This is a genomic window from Algihabitans albus, from assembly GCF_003572205.1.
GTDB classification, from domain to species: Bacteria; Pseudomonadota; Alphaproteobacteria; order Kiloniellales; family DSM-21159; genus Algihabitans; species Algihabitans albus.
On the sequence record NZ_QXNY01000004.1, the window covers coordinates 360,254 to 380,187 of the forward strand.

Sequence of the window (19,934 nt, forward strand, 5' to 3'; positions counted from 1 at the left end):
ACCCGACAGCGATCAGTCACCCAGGCGCTCCACCTGCGGATCGTGCCTTCGGCGATAGGCCTTCGCCTTGTCCGGGGCCCTGACGGCATAGCAGTAGGTGCAGCCGTGCGGGCAGGTGTCGTAGGCGCCGATGTCGCGCGATTCGGCGCAGAGGCAGCCGGGCCGGTTTCCCTTGGTGCGTGCGGCGATAGCACCGTCCAGACCCCAGGCACGGGCCACGTCGGAGAGGCGCCCGGCATCGATGCAGCGCGCCGGCTGCGGCCCGCCGAAGAGGCCGCCGTCGGTAAGCAGCTCGGGCTGGCTGCAGAGGCTGGGTGTCAGACCCCGCGACCGCGCGATCTCAGCCAAGTCACCCAAGAGGACTCGCTTTTCCTCGGTCGGCGGGTCCTGCCAGGCAAAGCCGTGGCGAGCCGCCGCCCGCTCCGTGTTGCGCCTGGTCTTGGCGTAGATCTGCGCGAAGGAAAGGACGACTTCGTCGACGCTGCCGGCGAGCGCGCGGACCAATCGCGCGAAGGTCTCCCGGTGCCAGGCCGGTGGCGTCAAATCCGTGGCGAAGACTGGATCGTAGCGCCATACCGCCGTTCGGCCGCCATGGTCGTCGACGAGCTTGCGAAGCTGGTCGAGGCCCCGTGTCTCTGAAATCACCGCCGGCTCCAAGGCCTTGGGATAACCGGTCAGAGTGAACTGCACCACGAAGGGCAGTGCGCGCGCGCGCACTTCGGCCAGCGCCGGCCAGAAGGGATCGAGATTGCGGGTCCAGAAGACGAAACCGTCGCACTCCGGCCCTCGCAGGGGCACCAGCGTATCGGGGCCGCCGTAAGGATTCTTGACCTGCACATGCCCCATCTCGAGCCGACGAAGGAACCAGTCGGCATAAAAGGCCGGGATGTCGGTCCGATAACTCGCGGAGACGATCACGGCGACTCAAGCACCTACCCGCTGCGCTTCTTCTGCTCGCGGCTTCCGAGCCAACGGAAAAAGAGATAGCCGAGGCCGCCCCCGGCCGCGAGCCAGGTTCCGAACAGCGAGACAGCCGGGCTGCCAAGCAGTTGCTCGCCGACCAGCGCCAGCACGGCACCGACCATGACGTTGGCCACCATCAATCCCAGAATCATGACGTAAACGCCGTCGCCTAGCCGCATCTTCGCCGCTCCCTGCCTCACTCTCTACCTGCAGCAAAGGTGGCGCGACGGCCGTTCGGGCGCAAGCGGCGGCGCGCACCGGGTTGCAGGCCACCGGCGACCGCTTATATATCCGCCGAAACGCGACGGTCTTTCGCAGCGCGCCGGAAACTTCGTTTCTGACCGAACCTCGCGAACGGCCCGATGCTTTCGAAACCTTCGAGGGACCCGAAAGGGCGGCGCTTTGTAAGGCCGCCCGCATGAGGTCTGCTGTTTTACGGAGAGCGAGACATGGCAAAAGTTATCGGTATCGACCTCGGCACCACCAACTCCTGCGTCGCCGTCATGGAAGGCAAGGAGCCCAAGGTGCTCGAGAACGCGGAGGGTGCGCGCACCACGCCCTCGATGGTCGCCTTCACCGAGAGCGGCGAGCGGCTGGTCGGCCAGCCGGCCAAGCGCCAGGCGGTGACCAACCCCGAGAACAGCATCTTCGCTGTCAAGCGCCTGATCGGCCGGCGTTTCGAGGATCCGACGACCCGCAAGGACATGGATCTGGTGTCCTACGAGATCGTCAAGGCGGACAACGGCGACGCCTGGGTCAAGGCACGCGGCGAGAACTATTCTCCCAGCCAGATTTCCGCCTTCATCCTGCAGAAGATGAAGGAGTCGGCCGAGACCTACCTGGGCGAGACGGTCGAGAAGGCCGTCATCACCGTTCCGGCCTACTTCAACGACGCCCAGCGCCAGGCGACCAAGGACGCCGGCAAGATCGCCGGCCTCGAAGTGCTGCGCATCATCAACGAACCGACGGCGGCCGCGCTGGCCTACGGGCTGGACAAGAAGACGACCGGAACGATCGCGGTCTACGACCTCGGCGGCGGTACCTTCGACGTTTCGGTCCTGGAGATCGGCGACGGAGTCTTCGAGGTCAAATCGACCAACGGCGACACCTTCCTGGGCGGTGAGGACTTCGACCAGACGGTGATCGATTACCTGGCCGACGAGTTCAAGAAGGAGCAGGGCATCGACCTGCGCCAGGACAAGCTGGCCTTGCAGCGCCTCAAGGAGGCCGCCGAGAAGGCGAAGATCGAGCTGTCGAGCGCCACCCAGACCGAAGTCAACCTGCCCTTCATCACCGCCGATCAGTCCGGTCCGAAGCACCTCAACATCAAGCTGAGCCGCGCCAAGCTGGAGGCCCTGGTCGACGCGCTGATCCAGCGCACGATCGAGCCCTGCAAAGCGGCGCTAAAGGATGCCGGCATCTCCGCCGGTGAGATCGACGACGTCATCCTGGTCGGCGGCATGACCCGCATGCCGAAAGTGATCGAGCGCGTGAAGGAGTTCTTCGGGCGCGAGCCGCATCGCGGCGTCAACCCGGACGAGGTCGTGGCCATGGGCGCTGCGATCCAGGCCGGTGTGCTGCAGGGCGACGTCAAGGACGTGCTGCTGCTCGACGTCACCCCGCTGTCGCTGGGCATCGAGACCCTGGGCGGCGTCATGACGAAGCTGATCGACCGCAACACCACGATCCCGACCAAGAAGTCCCAGGTCTTCTCGACCGCAGAGGACAACCAGACGGCCGTGACCATTCGCGTCTTCCAGGGCGAGCGCGAGATGGCGTCGGACAACAAGATGCTGGGCCAGTTCGATCTGGTCGGTATTCCGACGGCGCCGCGCGGCGTGCCGCAGATCGAGGTGACCTTCGACATCGACGCCAACGGCATCGTGAATGTCGGCGCCAAGGACAAGGCCACCGGCAAGGAGCAGACCATTCGCATCCAGGCCTCGGGCGGCCTGTCCGACGACGAGATCGACCGCATGGTCAAGGACGCCGAGTCCCACGCCGCGGACGACCAGAAGCGGCGCGAAGTGGTCGAGGCGCGGAACGCGGCTGACAGTTTGATCCATACCGTCGAGAAGACTCTGTCCGAGGGCGGCGACAAGATCCCGGCCGACCTGAAGGCGGAGACTGAAAGCGCCGTGACCGCGCTGAAGGACGTCAAGGACGGCGAAGACGTCGAGGCGATCAAAACCAAGACCGACGAGCTCGGCCAGGTTTCGATGAAGGTCGGTCAGGCCATGTACCAGACCGAGCAGGGTCCGGGCGGCGATGCGGGTCCGGGGTCCGAAGCCGGGAGCGAGAGCGGCCCGGGCGGCGAAAGCGCGGGTGCCCAGGACGAGAGCGTCGTCGATGCCGACTTCGAAGAGGTCGACGACGACAAAAAGGGCAAGTCGGCGTAGTCCACGCAGGCGCGCCTTAGAGGCACGCGTAGAAGCGGCACCGGAGGACAGGCTTGCCTGATCTCGCGGTGCCGCTCCTTACGTTTGGGGGAGCGCCATGCGCCGCCGGCACAGCCGGGCGGCGCCATTGGCGGACTAGTGTTACGGCATCGGGCAATTCATGGCCAAGCGCGACTATTACGAAGTGCTGGGGGTTGGTCGGAAGGCCTCCGTCGAGGACATCAAGAAGGCCTACCGAAAGCTGGCAATGCAATACCACCCGGACCGCAATCCGGGTGACAGCGAAGCCGAGCATCGCTTCAAGGAAGCGGCTGAGGCCTACGCGGCACTCAAGGACGAGCAGTCTCGGGCTGCCTACGACCGTTTCGGCCATGCGGCCTTCGAGGGCGGCATGGGCGGCGGCGGAGCCGGGGCTGGCGGCGGACGTGGCGGCTTCGACTTCGGCGGCTTCGCGGATATCTTCGACGAGATGTTCGGGGAGTTCTCCGGCGCGGCGCGGCGCAGCGGACCGGCCCATGGCGCCGACTTGCGCTACAATCTCGAAATCGATCTTGAGGAAGCCTACAGCGGCAAGCAGGCGACGATCCGCGTCCCGAGTTCGGTCACTTGCGATGCTTGCGACGGTTCCGGCGCCGAGCCGGGCACGAGCCCCACGAACTGCCCGTCCTGCGGGGGACGCGGGCGTATCCGCGCGCAGCAGGGCTTCTTCACCATCGAGCGGACCTGCCCGACCTGCCAGGGCCGCGGCCAGACCATCGAGGATCCCTGTCGGGCTTGCGGCGGACTCGGCGCGGTTCAGCGGGAAAAAACCCTACAGGTCAATATCCCCGCAGGCGTCGAGGAGGGTACGCGCATCCGTCTGGCCGGCGAGGGCGAAGCGGGCGGACGCGGTGGCCCGGCCGGAGACCTCTACATCTTCCTCTCGGTCGCGCCGCATCGGTTTTTCCAGCGCGACGGAGCCAACCTCTATTGCCGCGTGCCGATTCCCATGACCACGGCCGCGCTTGGCGGCTCCATCGAAGTGCCCGCGATCGACGGCTCCCGCGCGAAGGTCTCGGTTCCCGAAGGGACGCAGTCCGGCACCCAGTTCCGACTGCGCGGCAAGGGTATGCCAGTCCTGCGCTCAAAAGCGACGGGCGATCTCTACATTCAGGTCTCCGTCGAGGTGCCGCGCAATCTCACCAAGAACCAGAGAGAGCTGCTCAAGCAATTCCAGGAGACCCACGAAGGCAGCGGCGACACCCATCATCCCGAGTCCCACGGCTTCTTCGCCCGTGTGAAGGAATTCTTCGAGGATCTGACCGACTGAAGCGGACGCGGTCTGCTTTACGGCACCAAGCGATAACCGCCGGGCTCCGTGACCAGAATTTCCGCGTTGGAGGGATCGGCCTCGATCTTCTGGCGCAGGCGGTAGACGTGGGTTTCGAGCGTGTGCGTCGTCACGCCGGCGTTGTAGCCCCAGACCTCGCCGAGCAGCTGATCGCGACCTACGGTCTTATCGCCGGCCCGGAAGAGGTACTTCAGGATCGCCGTCTCCTTTTCCGTCAAGCGCACCTTCTGCTGATTCTCGCCGTGAACCAACAGCTTGGCGGCCGGGCGGAAGGAGTAGGGACCGATGGTGAAGACGGCATCTTCGCTCTGCTCGTGCTGACGCAGTTGGGCGCGCAGGCGGGCTAGGAGAATGCCAAGGCGAAATGGCTTGCTGACATAGTCGTTGGCGCCGGAATCCAGGCCGAGAATGGTATCGGCGTCCGAGTCCATGGCCGTCAGCATGATCACCGGCGACTTGACCCCAGCCCGGCGCATCAGACGGCAGAGTTCGCGGCCGTCCATGTCGGGTAGCCCGACGTCGAGCAAGATGGCGTCGAAGTACTCGGCTTTCGCCTTTTCCAGACCATCCTGGCCGTTGGCAGCTTCGACAGTGACGAACTCCTCGTGCAGCCGAAGCTGTTCGGCCAGCGAGTCGCGCAGCGCGTCATCGTCGTCGACCAGCAGGATCTTCTTCGCTTGGGCGTTGCTCATAGCTTCTCAATAAATCCGCAAGACGAACTGTGCAACCAGCTAGAGCGGGATCGCTTTAGCTGGGATCGCAACGACAATCGCGTGCTGGACACCTCGGGCCGTTTATTATCCGAGGGCCAGAGCAGCCATCCGTTCAAAAAGAGGGTCGCCTGGCCGACCCAAACGTTCGACCACGTTGAAATGATGATCCCCCTCCAGCGTCAAACCTTCGCCGGAGAGGCCCCGTGCGGTCCAGGCGTCCAGGAACAGCTTCTGCTGTTCCTGGAACTCTTCCGGCTCCGTCGAGCCGACGGCACAAAGAAGAGCAGGCGCGGAGCCGGTCGGCAAGCTCCCGATCAGGCGTTGCGGCGAAATCTCCGCCACCTGAGCGGCATCGATCTGCAGCACGGGCTGCTGATAACTGTGCAGGAGAAGCTCGAGTTCATAGAGGCCCGAGACCGACACCACGGCCTTCGGAAAATCAGTCGGCAGACCGTGCACCGACCAGTCGGTGATTCCGGCCATCACCGCCAAATGCGCGCCGGCCGAATGGCCCGACACGACAGTCCGTGTGCGGTCGAAGCCCAAGCCTTCCGACGACTCATAGAGATAGATCAGTGCACGGCGCACCTGCTGGACCATTTCCGGAACCCGCGCAGCCGGCGCCAAAGTGTAGTTCAGAGAGGCGTAGGCGAACCCGGCTTCGCGCCATGCCCAGGCAAAGGAATCGAAGTCCGCCTTGTCGAGCGACTGCCAGTAGCCACCATGGATAAAGACAATCAGAGGGGCGTCCGGCGTTGCGGCTGGAAAGTAGTCGAGGGCTTCAGGCGGGGTCGATCCATACTGCAGGTCGAGCCTGGCGCCGGGAAACTCGGCCCGCACCCGGCGGCCTTCCTCGGCCCAGCGAGCGAAGTGATCGGCATGCTCCGGCGTACGCGCACGGAGGTTCAACTGCTGATTAACCTGCTCCTGATCGTAGTGGCGCCAAACGATCTCGCCCATGCTCTCATGCCTCCCATTCCGTCTCGACCGCGCTGCCGAAAGGCCCCCGCTCCCATGCATGTCACCAATCATGTCATGGGATAAGCTTTGCCAGCGGCGGCAGGAAGCCTATCTTTAAGTTGTTGCCGGCACCGTTCCGCCCGGCTAGCGATCCTCCACAGAAGCGATTGCCATGAGCGACCTGTACGCGACAAGTCAAAGCTATGCCCCCGGCACGTTGGAAGACGTCGATCGCGCGCTCTCCGAGTTGCGGCGCGGTTGGCCGGTGCTTCTGCATAGCAGCGACGGAGCGGCTCTGTTGGTCTTGGCGGCCGAAGCCGCCAACGACGAGCGGCTGCGCGCGCTTGATCGTTCCGGTGAGGGCGCGCGCGCCTTGGTATTGACCGGCCCGAGGGCCCAGGCCTTGAGCCTGACGGAAATGGAGGCCGAGGGGCCTGTCCGTTTGCCGGCCGCCGGTCTTTCGGCCGGCACAATCTCAGCCTTGGCCGATCCGACGGCAATCGCGCGACCGGTGACACCCACGCCGCCTGCATTGTTGCCGGCCGAAGAGCTGGAAGTCGCTGCCGTCGAACTGGTCAAGCTCGCGCGCTTGCTGCCGGCCGTTCTGGTGGCGGCAGCTCCGGTGACCGACGAGCCGGCAGCCTGGGCTGCGAAGAAAGGCTTCCTCAGCGTCACCGCACAGGAGGTCGAGGCCTATCGGACCGCCGCCGCCCATTCCCTAACGAAGGTGGCCGAAGCGGCGGTTCCGCTGAGCGATGCCGAAGATACGCGTATCCTGGCCTTTCGTCCTGCAGACGGGGGGATCGAACATCTGGCCATCGTCATCGGCCGGCTCGACACCAGCCAGCCGGTTCTGGTGCGCCTGCATTCGGAGTGCTTTACGGGAGATCTGCTCGGTTCGCTGCGGTGCGACTGCGGCGATCAACTCCGCGGTGCGATCCAGACGATCGCCGCGGCGGGCTCCGGTGTGCTGCTCTATCTGGCGCAGGAAGGCCGAGGCATCGGACTGGTCAACAAACTGCGTGCCTACACCTTGCAGGACCGCGGTGCCGATACGCACGAGGCCAATCTGCAGCTCGGCTTCGATGCCGACGAACGGGTCTATCTGCCGGCGGCGGAAATGCTGCGTCAACTGGGCGTGCAGCAGGTCCGGCTAATGACCAACAATCCCGAGAAACTGGAGCAGCTCGCACGCTGGGGAATCGCGGTGACGGAGCGGGTACAGCACAGCTTCCCGTCAAACGGCCACAATGAGGCCTACCTCGCAACCAAGGCCACCAAATTCGGGCACCTGCTGTAGACTCCACCTGCCCATCGGCAGGAATTGCCGGGCAGGATGCCGAGGACAGGTCCCGAAACTCAACGCTTTCCTGCTCCTGCTGACTGGCACGGCATTTGCTTCTATGGGCGTGTCATGAGCGCCACAGACTACGATCCCTTCATCGCCCCCAAGGTCGGCCACCTGCAGGAAGCCGCGGCGCAAACGCGCCGTGCCGGCGGCGGGAACGACGAGGCCGACTTTTCCTTCGGCGACCTGCTCGACGTTCTCAACCCACTGCAGCATCTTCCCGTCGTCGGAAACATCTACCGCGAACTCACTGGCGACCAAATCGGCGGAACCGCTCGCATTATTGGCGGAGGGTTGTACGGCGGACCTCTGGGTCTGGTCAGCGCAGCCTTCAATCAGATCTTCGAGGACGCCACCGGCCGCGACATGGCTGAAACGGCCCTGGCCGTGGCAACTGGACAGGAGCTCGGAAACCGACCCGCCAGCGATCTCGCGGAGACCGAACCGCAGCAGACAACCGCGGAGCCGGCGGCTGCCTTCGAAGAACAAGCAACTGCGCAAGCGGGCGTGAACACGGCAGCAGTCGCAAGCTCGCCGCAAAAAGCGGACGACCCGACGGGTGTCGACGGGCCAATCGACCCTGATTTGCTGACAGGCCAAGCCGCACTGTACGCACTGGCTGCCGACATGCGATCCACGGCCCGCCCAGCCGCCGAGCCCCAAAACCGCGCGACGGACCCGCAGGCAACGGCGGTCGCGACTCAGCAGCTTTCCAGCCGGACAGCAGTCACGCCGGCCAGCTTCATGCCGGTCTCTGCCCGAGACTTCGCCGGACCGCGTCCGCAGACATCGCCCGTTTCGCCCGCCGCGGCCTTACCGGCCACGGCACCGGCGGCGGAGGCTGAGACCGCTGCCAAGACCTCGCCCATCGCGCCAACACCTCAGCCAGGCAGTGCCGCCGAGGCGCCAACCGTGAGCAACTCCTTGTTGATGCCGAGCGCGACAAGCGACACCGACTTCGCCGATCGGATGATGCAGGCGCTGATCAAGTATGAAGCCTTGAGCAAAGAACAGGCTGGCGCAGCAACCGGCGGCTAATGGATCGAGCTTCGGCGGCGTGCTATCAGGCTGATCTCATGGACCTAATCGTCGAACAAGATCACCGCGATGCGCCCTGGACGGCCCGTTGGGGTGCCGAGAGGTTTCGCTGCGCTATCGGGCGAAGTGGTGCGATCTCCGCACTGGCGAAGCGCGAAGGCGATGGGGCTACTCCGCGCGGCGCCTGGCCGCTCGAAAGGCTGTTCTGGCGACCGGACCGGGGACTGCGCCCGGAAACGGCGGTACCCGCACAACCCATCACGATCAGCGACGGCTGGTGCGATGCACCGCTCGATACAGCATACAATCGCCTGGTGCAGCGACCCTTTGCGTCGTCCCACGAGACGCTTTGGCGGAAGGACGAGCTTTACGACCTTCTGGTGGTCTTGAGCTACAATCGCTCACCGATTCTGCCCTTTGCCGGCTCTGCGATCTTCCTGCATTGCGCCAAGCGGAACTATCCGCCGACCGCCGGCTGCGTCGCGCTGGCCCGCCCGGATCTCGAGAAGGTCCTGGCCCAGGCGCGTCTCGGCGACCGGGTCGTCGTGGTCGGCTAGAACAGGATCCGAGCAGCGTCATGGCGACCTGCTCTACTCGACCTTGTCTCGCTTGAGCTCGGCCAGCTCGCGGCGCAGGGCACGGAGTTCTTCGAAGATACGCTCGCTGTCGGCGGCCCGGGCCCGGTCTTCGGCAGCTGCCGCTTCGTCCGCTTCCGACTGATGCTGACTCTGCATGGCATCGACGATGATACCGATGAAAAGATTCAAGACGGTGAAGCTCGTGACCAGAATGAAAGGTACGAAGAAAGCCCAAGCGTAGGGGAAGATCTCCATCACCGGCCGGACGATTCCCATCGACCAGGATTCCAGCGTCATGATCTGGAACAGCGAGTAGGCCGAAGCGCCGATGGTGCCGAACCATTCGGGGAAAGCTGCACCGAACAGCTTCGTCGCCATCACCGAGAAGACGTAGTAGACGAGCGCAAGCAACGCCACGATCGAGCCCATGCCCGGAATCGCCCGCAGAAGCGCCGTAACCACCCGACGCATCGACGGCACGGCCGAAATCAGGCGCAGCACACGCAGAATGCGCAGGGCCCGCAGCACCGAGAGATTTCCGGTCGCCGGCATCCAGGCAATGCCGATGACGAGAATGTCGAAGATATTCCAGGGATCCTTGTGGATCCGGGTGCGGTAGACGAGGAGCTTGGCCAGGATCTCGATCGTGAAGATCAGCAGCAAGGTGCGATCGAGTACGATGAGAACTTCACCGACGGCCGCCATCACCCGCTCGCTGGTTTCCAGGCCAAGGGTCACCGCGTTGAGCGCGATCAAAGCGGCGATCACCTTCTGCGTGGTCGCGCTTTCGATCAGGCCCTGGAGCCAGCCCAGCCAGCCGCCCTGGCGTGGCGGTATGCGCCGTACGCCATCATCCGGCCTGGTGCCCTCAGCCGTTTCGTCCTGCGCCGCCATCGACACTCCCCTTGTTCCGAAGCGATTAGATGCCGCGCCGCAACAAAGGGATCAAGGGGAGGCTGTTCCAGTTTCCGAGCAGGCTGTCCGATCGTGTCAGCGAGGGGCCGCGTCGGGTTTAGCAAAGACGACCGTCCCTGCTCGAGTCTCTGCCATCCCCCACCGGCGCGCTTCGCCGATCCCAAGTCGGCAAGCACCGGCGCCATAAATTCTCACAAAAGTAGAATTCAATCGCCTTTTTGTTACCAGGCTTGCTTTGAACTTTGCTGCGCGCGCCAATACATCCTAAGGGTGTTGGGCCGTCTTGCAGGGGCAGGGTTTGGCGTCTCGCACAGGTTGAAAACCGTGCCAAAAAAGGAGATCGCCATGCAAGATCGCTCCCCTCAAAGTCGAAGAGTCCGCAGTGCCTGGGCCGGGCCCCTTATTGTGGCCGGTGCTCTATTGTTCGGCCTAACGGCCTGCGAGAGCCTGCCGCGCGATGACGGTTGGTCGATGTTCGATCGTGAACGGCCATCCCGCGCTGGCTCCTAAAGCGTGATCGACTTGGCCGGAGGCCGGTCGCCTCCGGCCAAGTCGTCACTCGCATTCTCAGCTTCGAGACGGAGTCGGAAAGACCGGCCCGTAGGCGGGACACGCCGCGGCGCTGCTGGCTAGCAGCGCGGAGTCTTGGGGAAATTCGCCTGGCGCAGCTCAGCGTGCGGGTTTCGTCTAGACCAGATAGTGATCGATTGGACCCACGTATCGGGTCCGGCGATTCCGTTGAATCCAGTCTCGATTCGAAGTGTGAGAGTCTGTTTCTTGGGATCGGCCGGAACCGCGAAGCGAGTCCATACGATCACAACAGGCTCTAGAGACGCCGGGAGGCCCAGAGGGCGGAGTGTCGCTGAAGCCTCTGACGAACCGAACCCTCGGACCGGCCGATACAGGGCAGGGAGCCGGTGCCGAGGGTCCCCCGGCACCAAGGGGGGCTTGAGGCGCCGGGTTTCGTCGATAGACGGAATCGCTTCGGTGGGGGGACGACCTCCGCGATCACGTGCTGTTACCGACGCTACCTTCGTGGGGGATCCGCAACTATGAAGCTCTTCACACCCAACGGCCTTGCATAGGATGAGCCTGGGCCGATGGTGAGTTGCGGTCAACGCCGCCAAACAACGGGGAACAGATCGCAGTCGAGCGGGTCGCCGGCCTCAAGGCCGGGATCGCGCAGCATCTTCTGCAGGTTCGGGCGTGGGTTGTAGCTCGCATCGTCACCCGCAAACCGCTGGATATAGGCACGGCGACTTTGATCCGGTCGGCCGTTGGGCGGAGCTCCATGCAGCGTCAGGCCATGGTGCAGGGTGATATCTCCAGGTGCCAAGTCGAAGCTGACGATATCGTAGTCATCTCGATTGCCATCGATGTCCGGCACCGGCGGCAGTTCCTCCTCGTACTGCTGATCGGGATCGAAGCTGACCGCCTTGAATCGCTGGCCCCAGCGGTGCGAGCCCTTCACGTACTCCACCGCCCCGCTGTCTTGCGTCACATGGTCGAGCGCCAGCCAGAGGGTGCAGATGCCATCGCCGGCCACCGGCCAGTAGGGTGCATCGTGGTGCCATAGGGTCGGGGTGGAGGTGTTCGGCTCCTTCACCAGGATCTGGTCGAACAGAAGATTGATTTTCGAAGCCTCCATCGCCTGAGCGGCTAAGGCGGCGCCCGGCCCATCGAAGACCGCGCGGCGAAAGCCGTCGATATGGTGGCAAACGAAGGTATCGCCGAAGAAGAAACCGCTGGCCCCCTTGGCGTTGATATCCTTCACCATACCGGACGGATTGGCCATGTCCTGGGCAACCAGGGCCCGCAATTCTTCGATCCAATCGGCGTCGAAAACCTGGCGGATACACAGGATTCCATCCCGCTGGTAGGTGGCGATTTCCTCAGCCGTCAGCCGATGCAGCGGCGGGGCGGTGGTCAGGTTCTGCGTCATCCAGCAATCCTTTGCAGATTGTATCCAGAACGTAAGCCTACGCTGGACTGCTGAGTGTCGCCACTGCGGAGCGGGCTCGACGCGTTGAAGGCCACCGCAAGATGTTGAGACCGACTACGCCTTATACAGGTTTCGGGCGCTGGCCGAAGATCGCACTGCCGACCCGGACCGAGGTCGCGCCGAGCATCACGGCCGCTTCGTAGTCGCCGCTCATGCCCATGGACAGATTTTCCAGATCCAGGTCTTGAGCCAGACGTTTCAGCAGACCGAAATGGACCGCCGGAGGCTCGTCCAACGGAGGAATACACATCAAGCCGATAACCGGGAGGTTCAACTCATCGCGCGACAGCTGCAGCAGAGCGGCGGCGTCTGCCGCCTTACACCCGGCCTTCTGGGCCTCGCCCCCGGTATTGACCTGAATGTAGAGTTGGGGACAGCGGCCCTGCCTGTCCCGCTCCTTGGCCAGAGCTCGGGCAAGCTTCTCCCGATCCAACGTCTCGATGACGTCGAACAGCGCAAGGGCGTCACCCGCTTTGTTGGTTTGCAGGGGACCGATCAGGTGGAGCATCAGGTCCGGATGCCGCTTCTTGAGATCGGGGTACTTGGACTGCGCCTCCTGCACCCGGTTCTCGCCGAAGACCCGCTGCCCAGCCGCATAGGCCGCCTCAACCGCCGACGGCCCGAAGGTCTTGGCGACAGCTACCAGTGCAACCTCCTCGGGACCGCGGCCGGATTCGCGTGCCGCGAGCGCAATCGTTTCGCGGACCGACGCCAGGGCTTCGGCGATGTCGGGTCGAGTCGGATTCCAACTCTGAGTCATACCTCTGGCGATAGCATGGGCCGTTCCTCGGCGCCAGCCGAGCTATGTCGGCGCGCGGAAGAGACCGATGCCGTCGCCAAGGTGATTCCACCAAGTGAGATCCTGTTCTAGACTGTCGATCATCATGATGCTGCAGCTCGACGATCTTCTGAACAAACAAGAGGTTGCGCGCGTTCGCGAGACGCTGACCCGGGCGCCTTACGAGTCCGGCACAACCTCCGGCAAGAAAACACTGAAAAACAATCTGCAGGCCGATAAGAACAACCAGGAGGTTCAAGTCGCCACACGGGCGGTGCTGAACCGTATGTTCGCGCGGCCGGAGTTCACCGGTTTCGCCATGCCGCGCAACGTCACGCTGATGTTCAACCGCTACGACGTCGGCATGACCTATAAGGACCACATGGACGCGGCGCTGATGGGCCCCAGCCAAACACAGGCCCTGCGCGCCGATCTGTCCTTTACGGTCTTCCTGACGGATCCGGAGGAGTACGAGGGCGGAGACTTCGTGCTGCAGAGCCCCTTCGGCGAACAACGGATCAAGAGCCGGGCCGGCAGCTTCATGTGCTACCCGTCGGACATGCTTCACAGGGTGGACCCGATATCCAAGGGGACCCGCTGGGCCGCCGTCGGCTGGATTCAGTCCTTCCTACGCGAACCGCGCCAACGCGCCATGATCACGCATCTGGAGGATCTGCGCCGCCGGCTGGTGCTCGATCACCCGGATTCGCCTTATCCGGAGGAATTCGCGCAGATTCATCAGAATCTCCTGCGCATGTGGGCCGAGGTCTGACCTCGCGCCGAGCCAATAAAATTCATTCCGCTATATCAACGATTACCGGGACGTGATCGCTGGGCCGTTCCCAGGTTCGGGTTTCCTTAATAATAGTCAGTTTTTCTAGGCGTTTACCGAGTGATTCCGTCGCCCAGGCATGATCCAGCCGCCAGCCGTAGTCCTTCTCGAAAGCCGCCGGAAAGCGATAGCCCCACCATGTGTAGAGCGGCTCCGTTTCGGGAACGAAATGACGTGCGATATCGATGAAATGTCCAGCCTCGATCACTCCGCTCATAGCAGCGGATTCGCCGGGCGTATGGCCGACACTGCGAAGCAACTTCTTATGATTCCAGACATCTTTCTCGAGCGGCGCAACGTTGAGATCGCCAAGCAACAGGAGCGGGCGGCCCTTCGCTTCAGCCGCAGCCCACTGCTTCATCTCCCCGAGGAAGGCCAGTTTGTGGGCGAATTTGTCATTTCGTTCCGGATCCGGAATGGTGCCGCCTGACGGAACGTAGAAGCAATGGATATCAACGCCCGACACCCGTGCCCAGAGATGGCGCTTGTCATCTTTGCCGCACCAGATTTGTCGGCCTTGGGCTTCGACCGGACGGCGGGATGCTATGGCCACCCCATTGTAGGATTTCTGACCGCAGATCAGCAGCTCATCATAGCCTAAAGCCTTGATATCGTTTTCGGGAAAGGACCCGTCCGCAACCTTCGTTTCCTGCAGGCAGAGCACGTCGGGGCGTTGCGCCTGGTCGAGACGCGCCAGGTGATCCAACCGCTGACGCAGTGAGTTGACGTTCCAAGTCGCAACACGCAATGGCATGAGCCAAGTCGTTCCGTTTTCGATACAAATGAAGCCGATAAGCTAACCGATTGATCCGCGATCGCGAAAGGCGTCTCTGGGGTCAACCCCGGCCGCCGTTCGAAGCCTCCGCCTTTGCGGGATGGCCGGGCGTTCCTAGCTCTCCAGAGCTAAAGCGGAAGACGGTCGGGAACCGACCTCTCCCGCATCGTTTTGAAAAAACCGATGAGGCTTCGGCCAAATCAATTCTATTGCAGCGGAAATGAGGTCGCAGAAGAGGCAAAGGCCTCTCTCGGTCGTCCTGGCCGCAGGTTGATCACTCGAGACCCTCTAGAACAGCAGCCCGCAAGTCTTGATCCACGTCCGGACTGACCCCAAACCAAGCTTCGAAACCAGGTCGGGCTTGGTGCAGGAGCATGCCGAGACCATTCATCGTCGGATGACCAGCAGCCGCAGCGTTCCTCAAAAGGTCTGTCTGAAGAGGCTTATAGACAATGTCGACCACCGCCGAAGCTGGCGGTAACGACAGCAGATCCAAATCCAGACGGGACTGCCCCGTCATGCCGAGGCTGGTGGTATTGACCAGCAAGACGGCATCCCTCAGCGCCTCAGGCGCCAAGGGTTCCGCAATCACCGAGGGACCCAGCTCTTCCGCCAAACGTTCCGCACGCGAAACAGTGCGATTCAAAACGCGGATCTCCGGCGCTCCGACTGTCTTCAAGGCGTAGATCACGGCGCGCGCAGCCCCCCCGGCGCCCAACACCACAGCCGGTCCCGATGAGGTCCGCAAAGCGGGAAACGCCCGACGCAGACTTTCCAGAAAGCCGAAGGCATCGCTGTTCCGGCCTTCGATCCGTCCATCACGGAAGATCAGGGTGTTGACGGCGCCGATCGTCCGCGCGGCTGTATCGAGATCATCGCAGAGCGCTAAGGCGGCTTCCTTGTGCGGAACGGTCACGTTGGCACCGACGTAGCCGTGAAGCGTAAGCGCCCGGACGTAAGCTTCGAAGACTTCCGGCGGCACGGGCAGATGTTCGTAAGATCCGGCGAGATCGTAATGCTTCAGCCAATACCCATGCACCCGTGGCGAAAGGCTGTGACGGACCGGCCAGCCCAGCACGCCAGCCTGAGGAACCGCTGCCGAGAGCAGATCGCCAGTCATTGGGGAATCAGCCCATTGGAGCGTAGCAGAGTCAGCAAGGGCAACAACGGCAACCCGAGAATGGTAAAAAAGTCACCGTCGACTTTCTGGAACAGCTGGATGCCCGGTCCTTCAAGCTGATAGGCACCCACCGACGTCAAGGCGGCCTCTCCCACTGCAGCTAAGTATCGGTCGATAAACGCTTCGCTCAAAGGACGCAGAGTCAAGCGCGCCCTGGCGTTGTGGTGCCAGATGCGCCCACCGTCACGTACCACGCACACGCTGGTCTCGAGGGTGTGATGTCGACCGGCGAGAGCCAGCAGCTGTGCGCGCGCAGCATCGAGATCGGCAGGCTTATCGAACCACCGGCCCTCGCACTCGAGCATCTGATCGGCGCCGATGACGAAAGGTCCCGAGGAACCCGCAGTCCCGAGACGCTCGCTCACGCGCCGTGCTTTCAGTTCCGCGAGGGTCTCGGCAACCTGAATGGCGCTGGCGTTTTCAGCCTTGAGCGCAAGCTTCACCTCTGCCTCGTCCACGGCCGCGGGCAGAGTCTCGACCTGCAATCCCGCAGCTTCGAGCAGCCGGCGACGCACGGCACTTGCGGAGGCAAGAACGAGCTTGGGAGCTTGCGACTGCACCAAACTCACGACACCACTTGCCGGCGATGGCGCGACAGGAGCGTGAAGACCGCGGCGGCCGTTTCTTCGATCGACCGGCGGGTTACATCCAATGTCGGCCAGCTCATGCGGCTGCAGAGGCGCCGCGCCTCGGCTACCTCCTGCTTGACCGCCTCCAGATCGGCGTAGGTGGACTCATCGTCATCGTCGCCGTCAATCAGCAAGCGCAAGCGATTCTTCCGCACCTGGACCAACCGCATTGGATCCTTCGTCAAACCGATCACCAGCGGTCCCTTGAGACTCAGAAGTTCGGCCGGTGCCGGAACGCCCGGTACCAAAGGCACATTCGCAGCGCGGAGACCGCGATTTGCGAGATAGATGCAGGTCGGAGTTTTCGAGGTCCGCGATACCCCGGTCAGAACGACATCGGCGTCCTTGAGTCCGGAGAGCTGCTGTCCGTCGTCATGGGCCATCGCGAAGTTCATGGCTTCGATTCGGCTGAAGTATTCCGCATCCATCTCATGCTGCAGGCCGGGCCGCCCGACCGTCGCAACATCGAAGTAGGAGACCAACGCATGCATCACCGGATCCAGCACGGATATGGCCGGAACACCGATCCGCCGGCAGGCATCCGTCAGCCGACTGCGCAGCCCCTCATTGATCAGAGTGTAAAGCACGGGACCGGGATAGGCTTCGATACCTGCAATAACCTTGTCCATATGTCCGCGCGTACGGACCAAGGTCCAGGCGTGTTCGATCGGCTCCACATCTCGGAACTGCGAGAGCACGGCGCGAGCGACCGAATTCACGGTCTCGCCGGTGGCATCGGATACCAGATGGAGGTTACCGGGTTTTTCCGAAGCCGCCTTGGTCGAGCCGTCGTCGGCAGTTCCGCTCTTGCCTGACAGGCGATCGGCTGTGTCGCTCACGTCGCTCTCGATCCTTATCGGCCCCTGTGGACATGCTCTTGAGTCGGGGATAACCCGAGCTTCCGGCCAGTCTCCACGATTTCTATCCAGGCTCACGAAAAAAACTCTGACTCTTGTCCGCAGCCCCTCTCCCGCCATCGGTCAGCCGGGAAGACTCCAAGTCAAGACTCGACTCAAGGAAAAGCTCCCCATCATTCATCCAATCCCCAAGGCCGACGACCCTAGGGATTATCGGGCTCACCCTAAGCTTATCGACATATGGACAGGCACGGCAGCCACGCGGGGGATATGTGGACGGACAGCGGGACAGACTTGCCTCCCCAGGATCCACAGTGATCTACAACTTCCTCAATACCTTTTAAGAAATATATCTTTGTGGGATAGGAGGGGGGTCTCGTCGAACCGCCGAGGATGTCTCCCCGTGTCTCAGTCCAGTCGAACCGATGCCGAAAGCGCGAAACCCCGGAAGCTGTTGCTCCGGGCACTTGCGGGTGAGCGACTCCCGGTGCCGCCGATCTGGCTCATGCGACAGGCTGGTCGTTACCTGCCCGAGTATCGGGAAACCCGCAAGGACGCCGGAGGATTCCTCAATCTCTGTTTTACCCCGGAGCTCGCAACGGAAGTGACCCTGCAGCCGATTCGACGCTTCGGATTCGATGCGGCCATCCTTTTCTCGGACATTTTGGTGGTGCCTCACGCTCTGGGTCAGAAGGTCTGGTTCCAGGAAGGGGAAGGGCCGAAGCTAGAGGCACTTGCGGATAGCAGGGACTTGACCCGGCTGTCGCCGACGGCCCTACACGACAAGCTGGAACCCGTCTACGAGACGGTGGATCGCCTGTCGTCCGCTCTGCCCGATGAGACGACCCTGATTGGCTTCGCAGGAGCGCCTTGGACCGTCGCCAGCTACATGATCGAGGGCGGCAGTTCCAAAGACTTTCAGAAGGCAAAGACCTGGGCTTATGGCGATCCGGAGGGTTTCCAGACGCTGATCGACTTACTGGTCGACGCAACCAGCAGATACCTCATCCGGCAAGTCCAGGCAGGCGCCGAGGTGCTGCAAATCTTCGATTCCTGGTCGGGTGTCTGGCCGGAGCCTCAGTTCCGGCGATGGTGCCTGGCTCCGATGGCGGAGATCGTGCGACGGGTGAAGTCGGAGCATCCCAAGGTGCCGGTGATTCTTTTTCCGCGCGGTGCAGGTCTGCTTTACGCCGATGTTGCCGCCGAAGCCGGAGCGGACGCAGTATCGCTCGATACAACCGTGCCGTTGGCCTGGGCGGCCGACCATCTCCAGTCTCAGGTGACGCTGCAAGGCAATTTGGACCCAATTCTACTGGTCGCCGGCGGTGAAACCTTCGAAAGCTCGGTCGAATCGATCCTGGATCGCTTGTCCGGCGGCCCCTTCGTGTTCAACCTCGGGCACGGCATCGTGCCGCAGACGCCTCCCGAGCATGTTGCAAAGCTGCTCGACATCGTAAGATCAAGACCTAGCTAATTGGTCTGCCAAGCTTTTCGACGCGTGAAGCATGAGCATGTCCCCCAGAAAACGCCGCTGAGGATCGAGAGAGACGATGCCTGACGCGTCAAATAAAACGAGCGAGATCCCAAGCGTCGTCTCTGCGGTAGATCCGAAGCCAGCCGATCACCCAAAAGTACCCTTCGGCAAGATCGGCGTTTTACTGCTCAATCTCGGCACACCCGACGGTACGGACTATTGGTCCATGCGCCGCTACTTGGGAGAGTTTCTCTCCGACCGCCGGATCATCGAACTCTCGCCACTGCTCTGGCAGCCTATTTTGCAAGGCATCATTCTCACCCTGAGGCCGAGCAAGTCGGGCCGGAACTACGCCAAAATCTGGAACCGGGAGCTGAACGAGTCGCCGCTGCGCAGTTTCACCCGGGTCCAGGCGGAAAAGCTTTCCGAGGCTTTCCAAAGGCATAGCGAGATCCTGGTCGAATGGGGAATGCGGTACGGCCACCCTTCGACTGAGAGCCGTATCGAGTCCCTGATCGCCCGGGGTTGCGATCGCCTGCTTCTGTTTCCTCTCTATCCGCAGTATTCGGCTGCCACCACCGGCACCGCCTGCGATGCCGCTTTCCGCGCTCTCATGACCAAGCGTTGGATGCCCGCCCTGCGGACTGTACCGGCCTACTTCGACGACCCTGCCTACATCGACCTCCTGGCTGCATCGGTCCGTCAGCAGTTGGCCGCCCTCGACTTCGACCCGGACGTGGTCCTGACCTCGTTTCACGGGTTACCGAAGGAGAATCTGCTGAAGGGTGACCCCTACCACTGCCAGTGCCAGAAGACGGCCAGACTGCTTCGGGAGAGCCTCGGTTGGCCGGAAGATCGCCTTCAGGTGGTGTTCCAGTCTCGCTTTGGCCCTAAGGAGTGGTTGCAACCCTACGCCGATGAGAAAGTAGCCGAGCTTGCGAGTTCCGGCGCGAAGCGCTTGGCGGTGCTCTCGCCGGGTTTCGCCTCCGACTGCGTGGAGACTCTGGAGGAACTGGGGATCGGTTTACGCGAGACCTTCGAGGAAGCTGGCGGCGAGCGCTTCGCCTACCTTTCCTGCCTCAACGATTCGGACGCGCACATTGCCTATCTGAAGCAGGTGGTCGAGCGGGAATTGCACGGCTGGATCTGATTGACTAGATCCA

General features: G+C 62.8%; 19 protein-coding genes. 8 read left to right on the forward strand and 11 right to left on the reverse strand.

The genetic code is table 11. The features are described from left to right. Positions 1-12 precede the first annotated feature (12 nt). Both DBZ32_RS11785 and DBZ32_RS11790 read right to left on the reverse strand, forming a co-directional pair. Positions 13-918, reverse strand: a complete 906-nt coding sequence (locus DBZ32_RS11785) for a DUF1848 domain-containing protein (protein ID WP_119167344.1) — start codon at positions 916-918, stop codon at positions 13-15. Positions 919-932: 14 nt separating this feature from the next. After that, the gene (locus DBZ32_RS11790) at positions 933-1,142 is read right to left on the reverse strand and encodes a hypothetical protein (RefSeq protein ID WP_119167345.1); all 210 of its coding nucleotides are present in this window, start codon (positions 1,140-1,142) and stop codon (positions 933-935) included. 270 nt (positions 1,143-1,412) lie between these two features. Between DBZ32_RS11790 and dnaK the strand changes: the two genes are divergently transcribed. Together dnaK and dnaJ are read left to right on the forward strand one after the other, a co-directional pair. Continuing rightward, positions 1,413-3,362 carry a molecular chaperone DnaK gene (dnaK, locus tag DBZ32_RS11795; RefSeq protein WP_119167346.1) on the forward strand — a complete coding sequence of 650 codons (1,950 nt, stop codon included), beginning with the start codon at positions 1,413-1,415 and terminating at the stop codon, positions 3,360-3,362. A gap of 160 nt (positions 3,363-3,522) precedes the next feature. Next, positions 3,523-4,671: a molecular chaperone DnaJ gene (dnaJ, locus tag DBZ32_RS11800; RefSeq protein WP_119167347.1), complete on the forward strand. Its 1,149-nt coding sequence runs from the start codon at positions 3,523-3,525 to the stop codon at positions 4,669-4,671. Between the two features lie 17 nt (positions 4,672-4,688). Here dnaJ and DBZ32_RS11805 read toward each other — a convergent pair whose 3' ends face one another. After that, entirely contained in the window at positions 4,689-5,384 is a 696-nt protein-coding gene (locus DBZ32_RS11805) for a response regulator transcription factor (protein ID WP_119167348.1), read from the reverse strand. Positions 5,385-5,489: 105 nt separating this feature from the next. Then, a complete protein-coding gene (locus DBZ32_RS11810; protein WP_162906732.1) occupies positions 5,490-6,365 on the reverse strand; it encodes an alpha/beta hydrolase in 876 nt (291 codons plus the stop codon). Positions 6,366-6,537: 172 nt separating this feature from the next. On the opposite strand from DBZ32_RS11810, the gene ribA reads away from it, so the two are divergent. The 3 genes from ribA (at position 6,538) to DBZ32_RS11825 (ending at position 9,308) form a co-directional block, all read left to right on the forward strand. Next, positions 6,538-7,665, forward strand: coding sequence for a GTP cyclohydrolase II (gene ribA, locus DBZ32_RS11815; RefSeq protein ID WP_119167350.1), 1,128 nt, complete (start codon positions 6,538-6,540; stop codon positions 7,663-7,665). A gap of 114 nt (positions 7,666-7,779) precedes the next feature. After that, positions 7,780-8,751: a hypothetical protein gene (locus DBZ32_RS11820; protein WP_119167351.1), complete on the forward strand. Its 972-nt coding sequence runs from the start codon at positions 7,780-7,782 to the stop codon at positions 8,749-8,751. A gap of 38 nt (positions 8,752-8,789) precedes the next feature. After that, entirely contained in the window at positions 8,790-9,308 is a 519-nt protein-coding gene (locus tag DBZ32_RS11825) for a L,D-transpeptidase family protein (RefSeq protein ID WP_119167773.1), read from the forward strand. A gap of 33 nt (positions 9,309-9,341) precedes the next feature. Here DBZ32_RS11825 and DBZ32_RS11830 read toward each other — a convergent pair whose 3' ends face one another. From DBZ32_RS11830 to DBZ32_RS11840, 3 genes are all read right to left on the reverse strand, one after another. Then, positions 9,342-10,223, reverse strand: a complete 882-nt coding sequence (locus DBZ32_RS11830) for an ion transporter (protein ID WP_119167352.1) — start codon at positions 10,221-10,223, stop codon at positions 9,342-9,344. 1,135 nt (positions 10,224-11,358) lie between these two features. Then, positions 11,359-12,186: a phytanoyl-CoA dioxygenase family protein gene (locus tag DBZ32_RS11835; RefSeq protein ID WP_119167353.1), complete on the reverse strand. Its 828-nt coding sequence runs from the start codon at positions 12,184-12,186 to the stop codon at positions 11,359-11,361. A gap of 121 nt (positions 12,187-12,307) precedes the next feature. Beyond that, positions 12,308-13,006: a YggS family pyridoxal phosphate-dependent enzyme gene (locus DBZ32_RS11840; RefSeq protein ID WP_119167354.1), complete on the reverse strand. Its 699-nt coding sequence runs from the start codon at positions 13,004-13,006 to the stop codon at positions 12,308-12,310. Between the two features lie 94 nt (positions 13,007-13,100). Here DBZ32_RS11840 and DBZ32_RS11845 point away from each other — a divergent pair, with 94 nt between their 5' ends. Continuing rightward, positions 13,101-13,796 carry a Fe2+-dependent dioxygenase gene (locus tag DBZ32_RS11845; protein WP_162906733.1) on the forward strand — a complete coding sequence of 232 codons (696 nt, stop codon included), beginning with the start codon at positions 13,101-13,103 and terminating at the stop codon, positions 13,794-13,796. A 22-nt stretch (positions 13,797-13,818) separates the two neighbouring features. On the opposite strand, the gene xth is transcribed toward DBZ32_RS11845, so the two are convergent. The 4 genes from xth to DBZ32_RS11865 all read right to left on the reverse strand — a co-directional run bounded on the left by xth (position 13,819) and on the right by DBZ32_RS11865 (position 17,186). Further along, positions 13,819-14,610 carry an exodeoxyribonuclease III gene (gene xth / locus DBZ32_RS11850; RefSeq protein ID WP_235830155.1) on the reverse strand — a complete coding sequence of 264 codons (792 nt, stop codon included), beginning with the start codon at positions 14,608-14,610 and terminating at the stop codon, positions 13,819-13,821. Between the two features lie 295 nt (positions 14,611-14,905). Further along, positions 14,906-15,739: a shikimate dehydrogenase gene (locus tag DBZ32_RS11855; RefSeq protein ID WP_456236566.1), complete on the reverse strand. Its 834-nt coding sequence runs from the start codon at positions 15,737-15,739 to the stop codon at positions 14,906-14,908. An 8-nt stretch (positions 15,740-15,747) separates the two neighbouring features. Continuing rightward, positions 15,748-16,371 (reverse strand): Maf family protein, encoded by a 624-nt coding sequence (locus tag DBZ32_RS11860; protein ID WP_119167775.1) that lies wholly within the window; start codon positions 16,369-16,371, stop codon positions 15,748-15,750. A gap of 5 nt (positions 16,372-16,376) precedes the next feature. Beyond that, complete coding sequence (locus DBZ32_RS11865; protein WP_456236567.1) at positions 16,377-17,186, reverse strand: pyruvate, water dikinase regulatory protein; 810 nt, start codon at positions 17,184-17,186, stop codon at positions 16,377-16,379. A gap of 514 nt (positions 17,187-17,700) precedes the next feature. Between DBZ32_RS11865 and hemE the strand changes: the two genes are divergently transcribed. Together hemE and hemH are read left to right on the forward strand one after the other, a co-directional pair. Beyond that, entirely contained in the window at positions 17,701-18,771 is a 1,071-nt protein-coding gene (gene hemE / locus DBZ32_RS11870; RefSeq protein WP_235830157.1) for a uroporphyrinogen decarboxylase, read from the forward strand. Between the two features lie 76 nt (positions 18,772-18,847). After that, complete coding sequence (gene hemH / locus DBZ32_RS11875) at positions 18,848-19,921, forward strand: ferrochelatase (protein WP_119167358.1); 1,074 nt, start codon at positions 18,848-18,850, stop codon at positions 19,919-19,921. The last annotated feature ends 13 nt before the right edge of the window (positions 19,922-19,934 follow it).

Bases quoted from the DNA above. Each gene is read 5' to 3' on its own strand.
- DBZ32_RS11790 (WP_119167345.1), bottom strand. From the start codon at position 1,142: ATGCGGCTAGGCGACGGCGTTTACGTCATGATTCTGGGATTGATGGTG.
- dnaK (WP_119167346.1), top strand. From the start codon at position 1,413: ATGGCAAAAGTTATCGGTATCGACCTCGGCACCACCAACTCCTGCGTC.
- dnaJ (WP_119167347.1), top strand. From the start codon at position 3,523: ATGGCCAAGCGCGACTATTACGAAGTGCTGGGGGTTGGTCGGAAGGCC.
- DBZ32_RS11805 (WP_119167348.1), bottom strand. From the start codon at position 5,384: ATGAGCAACGCCCAAGCGAAGAAGATCCTGCTGGTCGACGACGATGAC.
- DBZ32_RS11810 (WP_162906732.1), bottom strand. From the start codon at position 6,365: ATGGGCGAGATCGTTTGGCGCCACTACGATCAGGAGCAGGTTAATCAG.
- ribA (WP_119167350.1), top strand. From the start codon at position 6,538: ATGAGCGACCTGTACGCGACAAGTCAAAGCTATGCCCCCGGCACGTTG.
- DBZ32_RS11820 (WP_119167351.1), top strand. From the start codon at position 7,780: ATGAGCGCCACAGACTACGATCCCTTCATCGCCCCCAAGGTCGGCCAC.
- DBZ32_RS11825 (WP_119167773.1), top strand. From the start codon at position 8,790: ATGGACCTAATCGTCGAACAAGATCACCGCGATGCGCCCTGGACGGCC.
- DBZ32_RS11830 (WP_119167352.1), bottom strand. From the start codon at position 10,223: ATGGCGGCGCAGGACGAAACGGCTGAGGGCACCAGGCCGGATGATGGC.
- DBZ32_RS11835 (WP_119167353.1), bottom strand. From the start codon at position 12,186: ATGACGCAGAACCTGACCACCGCCCCGCCGCTGCATCGGCTGACGGCT.
- DBZ32_RS11840 (WP_119167354.1), bottom strand. From the start codon at position 13,006: ATGACTCAGAGTTGGAATCCGACTCGACCCGACATCGCCGAAGCCCTG.
- xth (WP_235830155.1), bottom strand. From the start codon at position 14,610: ATGCCATTGCGTGTTGCGACTTGGAACGTCAACTCACTGCGTCAGCGG.
- hemH (WP_119167358.1), top strand. From the start codon at position 18,848: ATGCCTGACGCGTCAAATAAAACGAGCGAGATCCCAAGCGTCGTCTCT.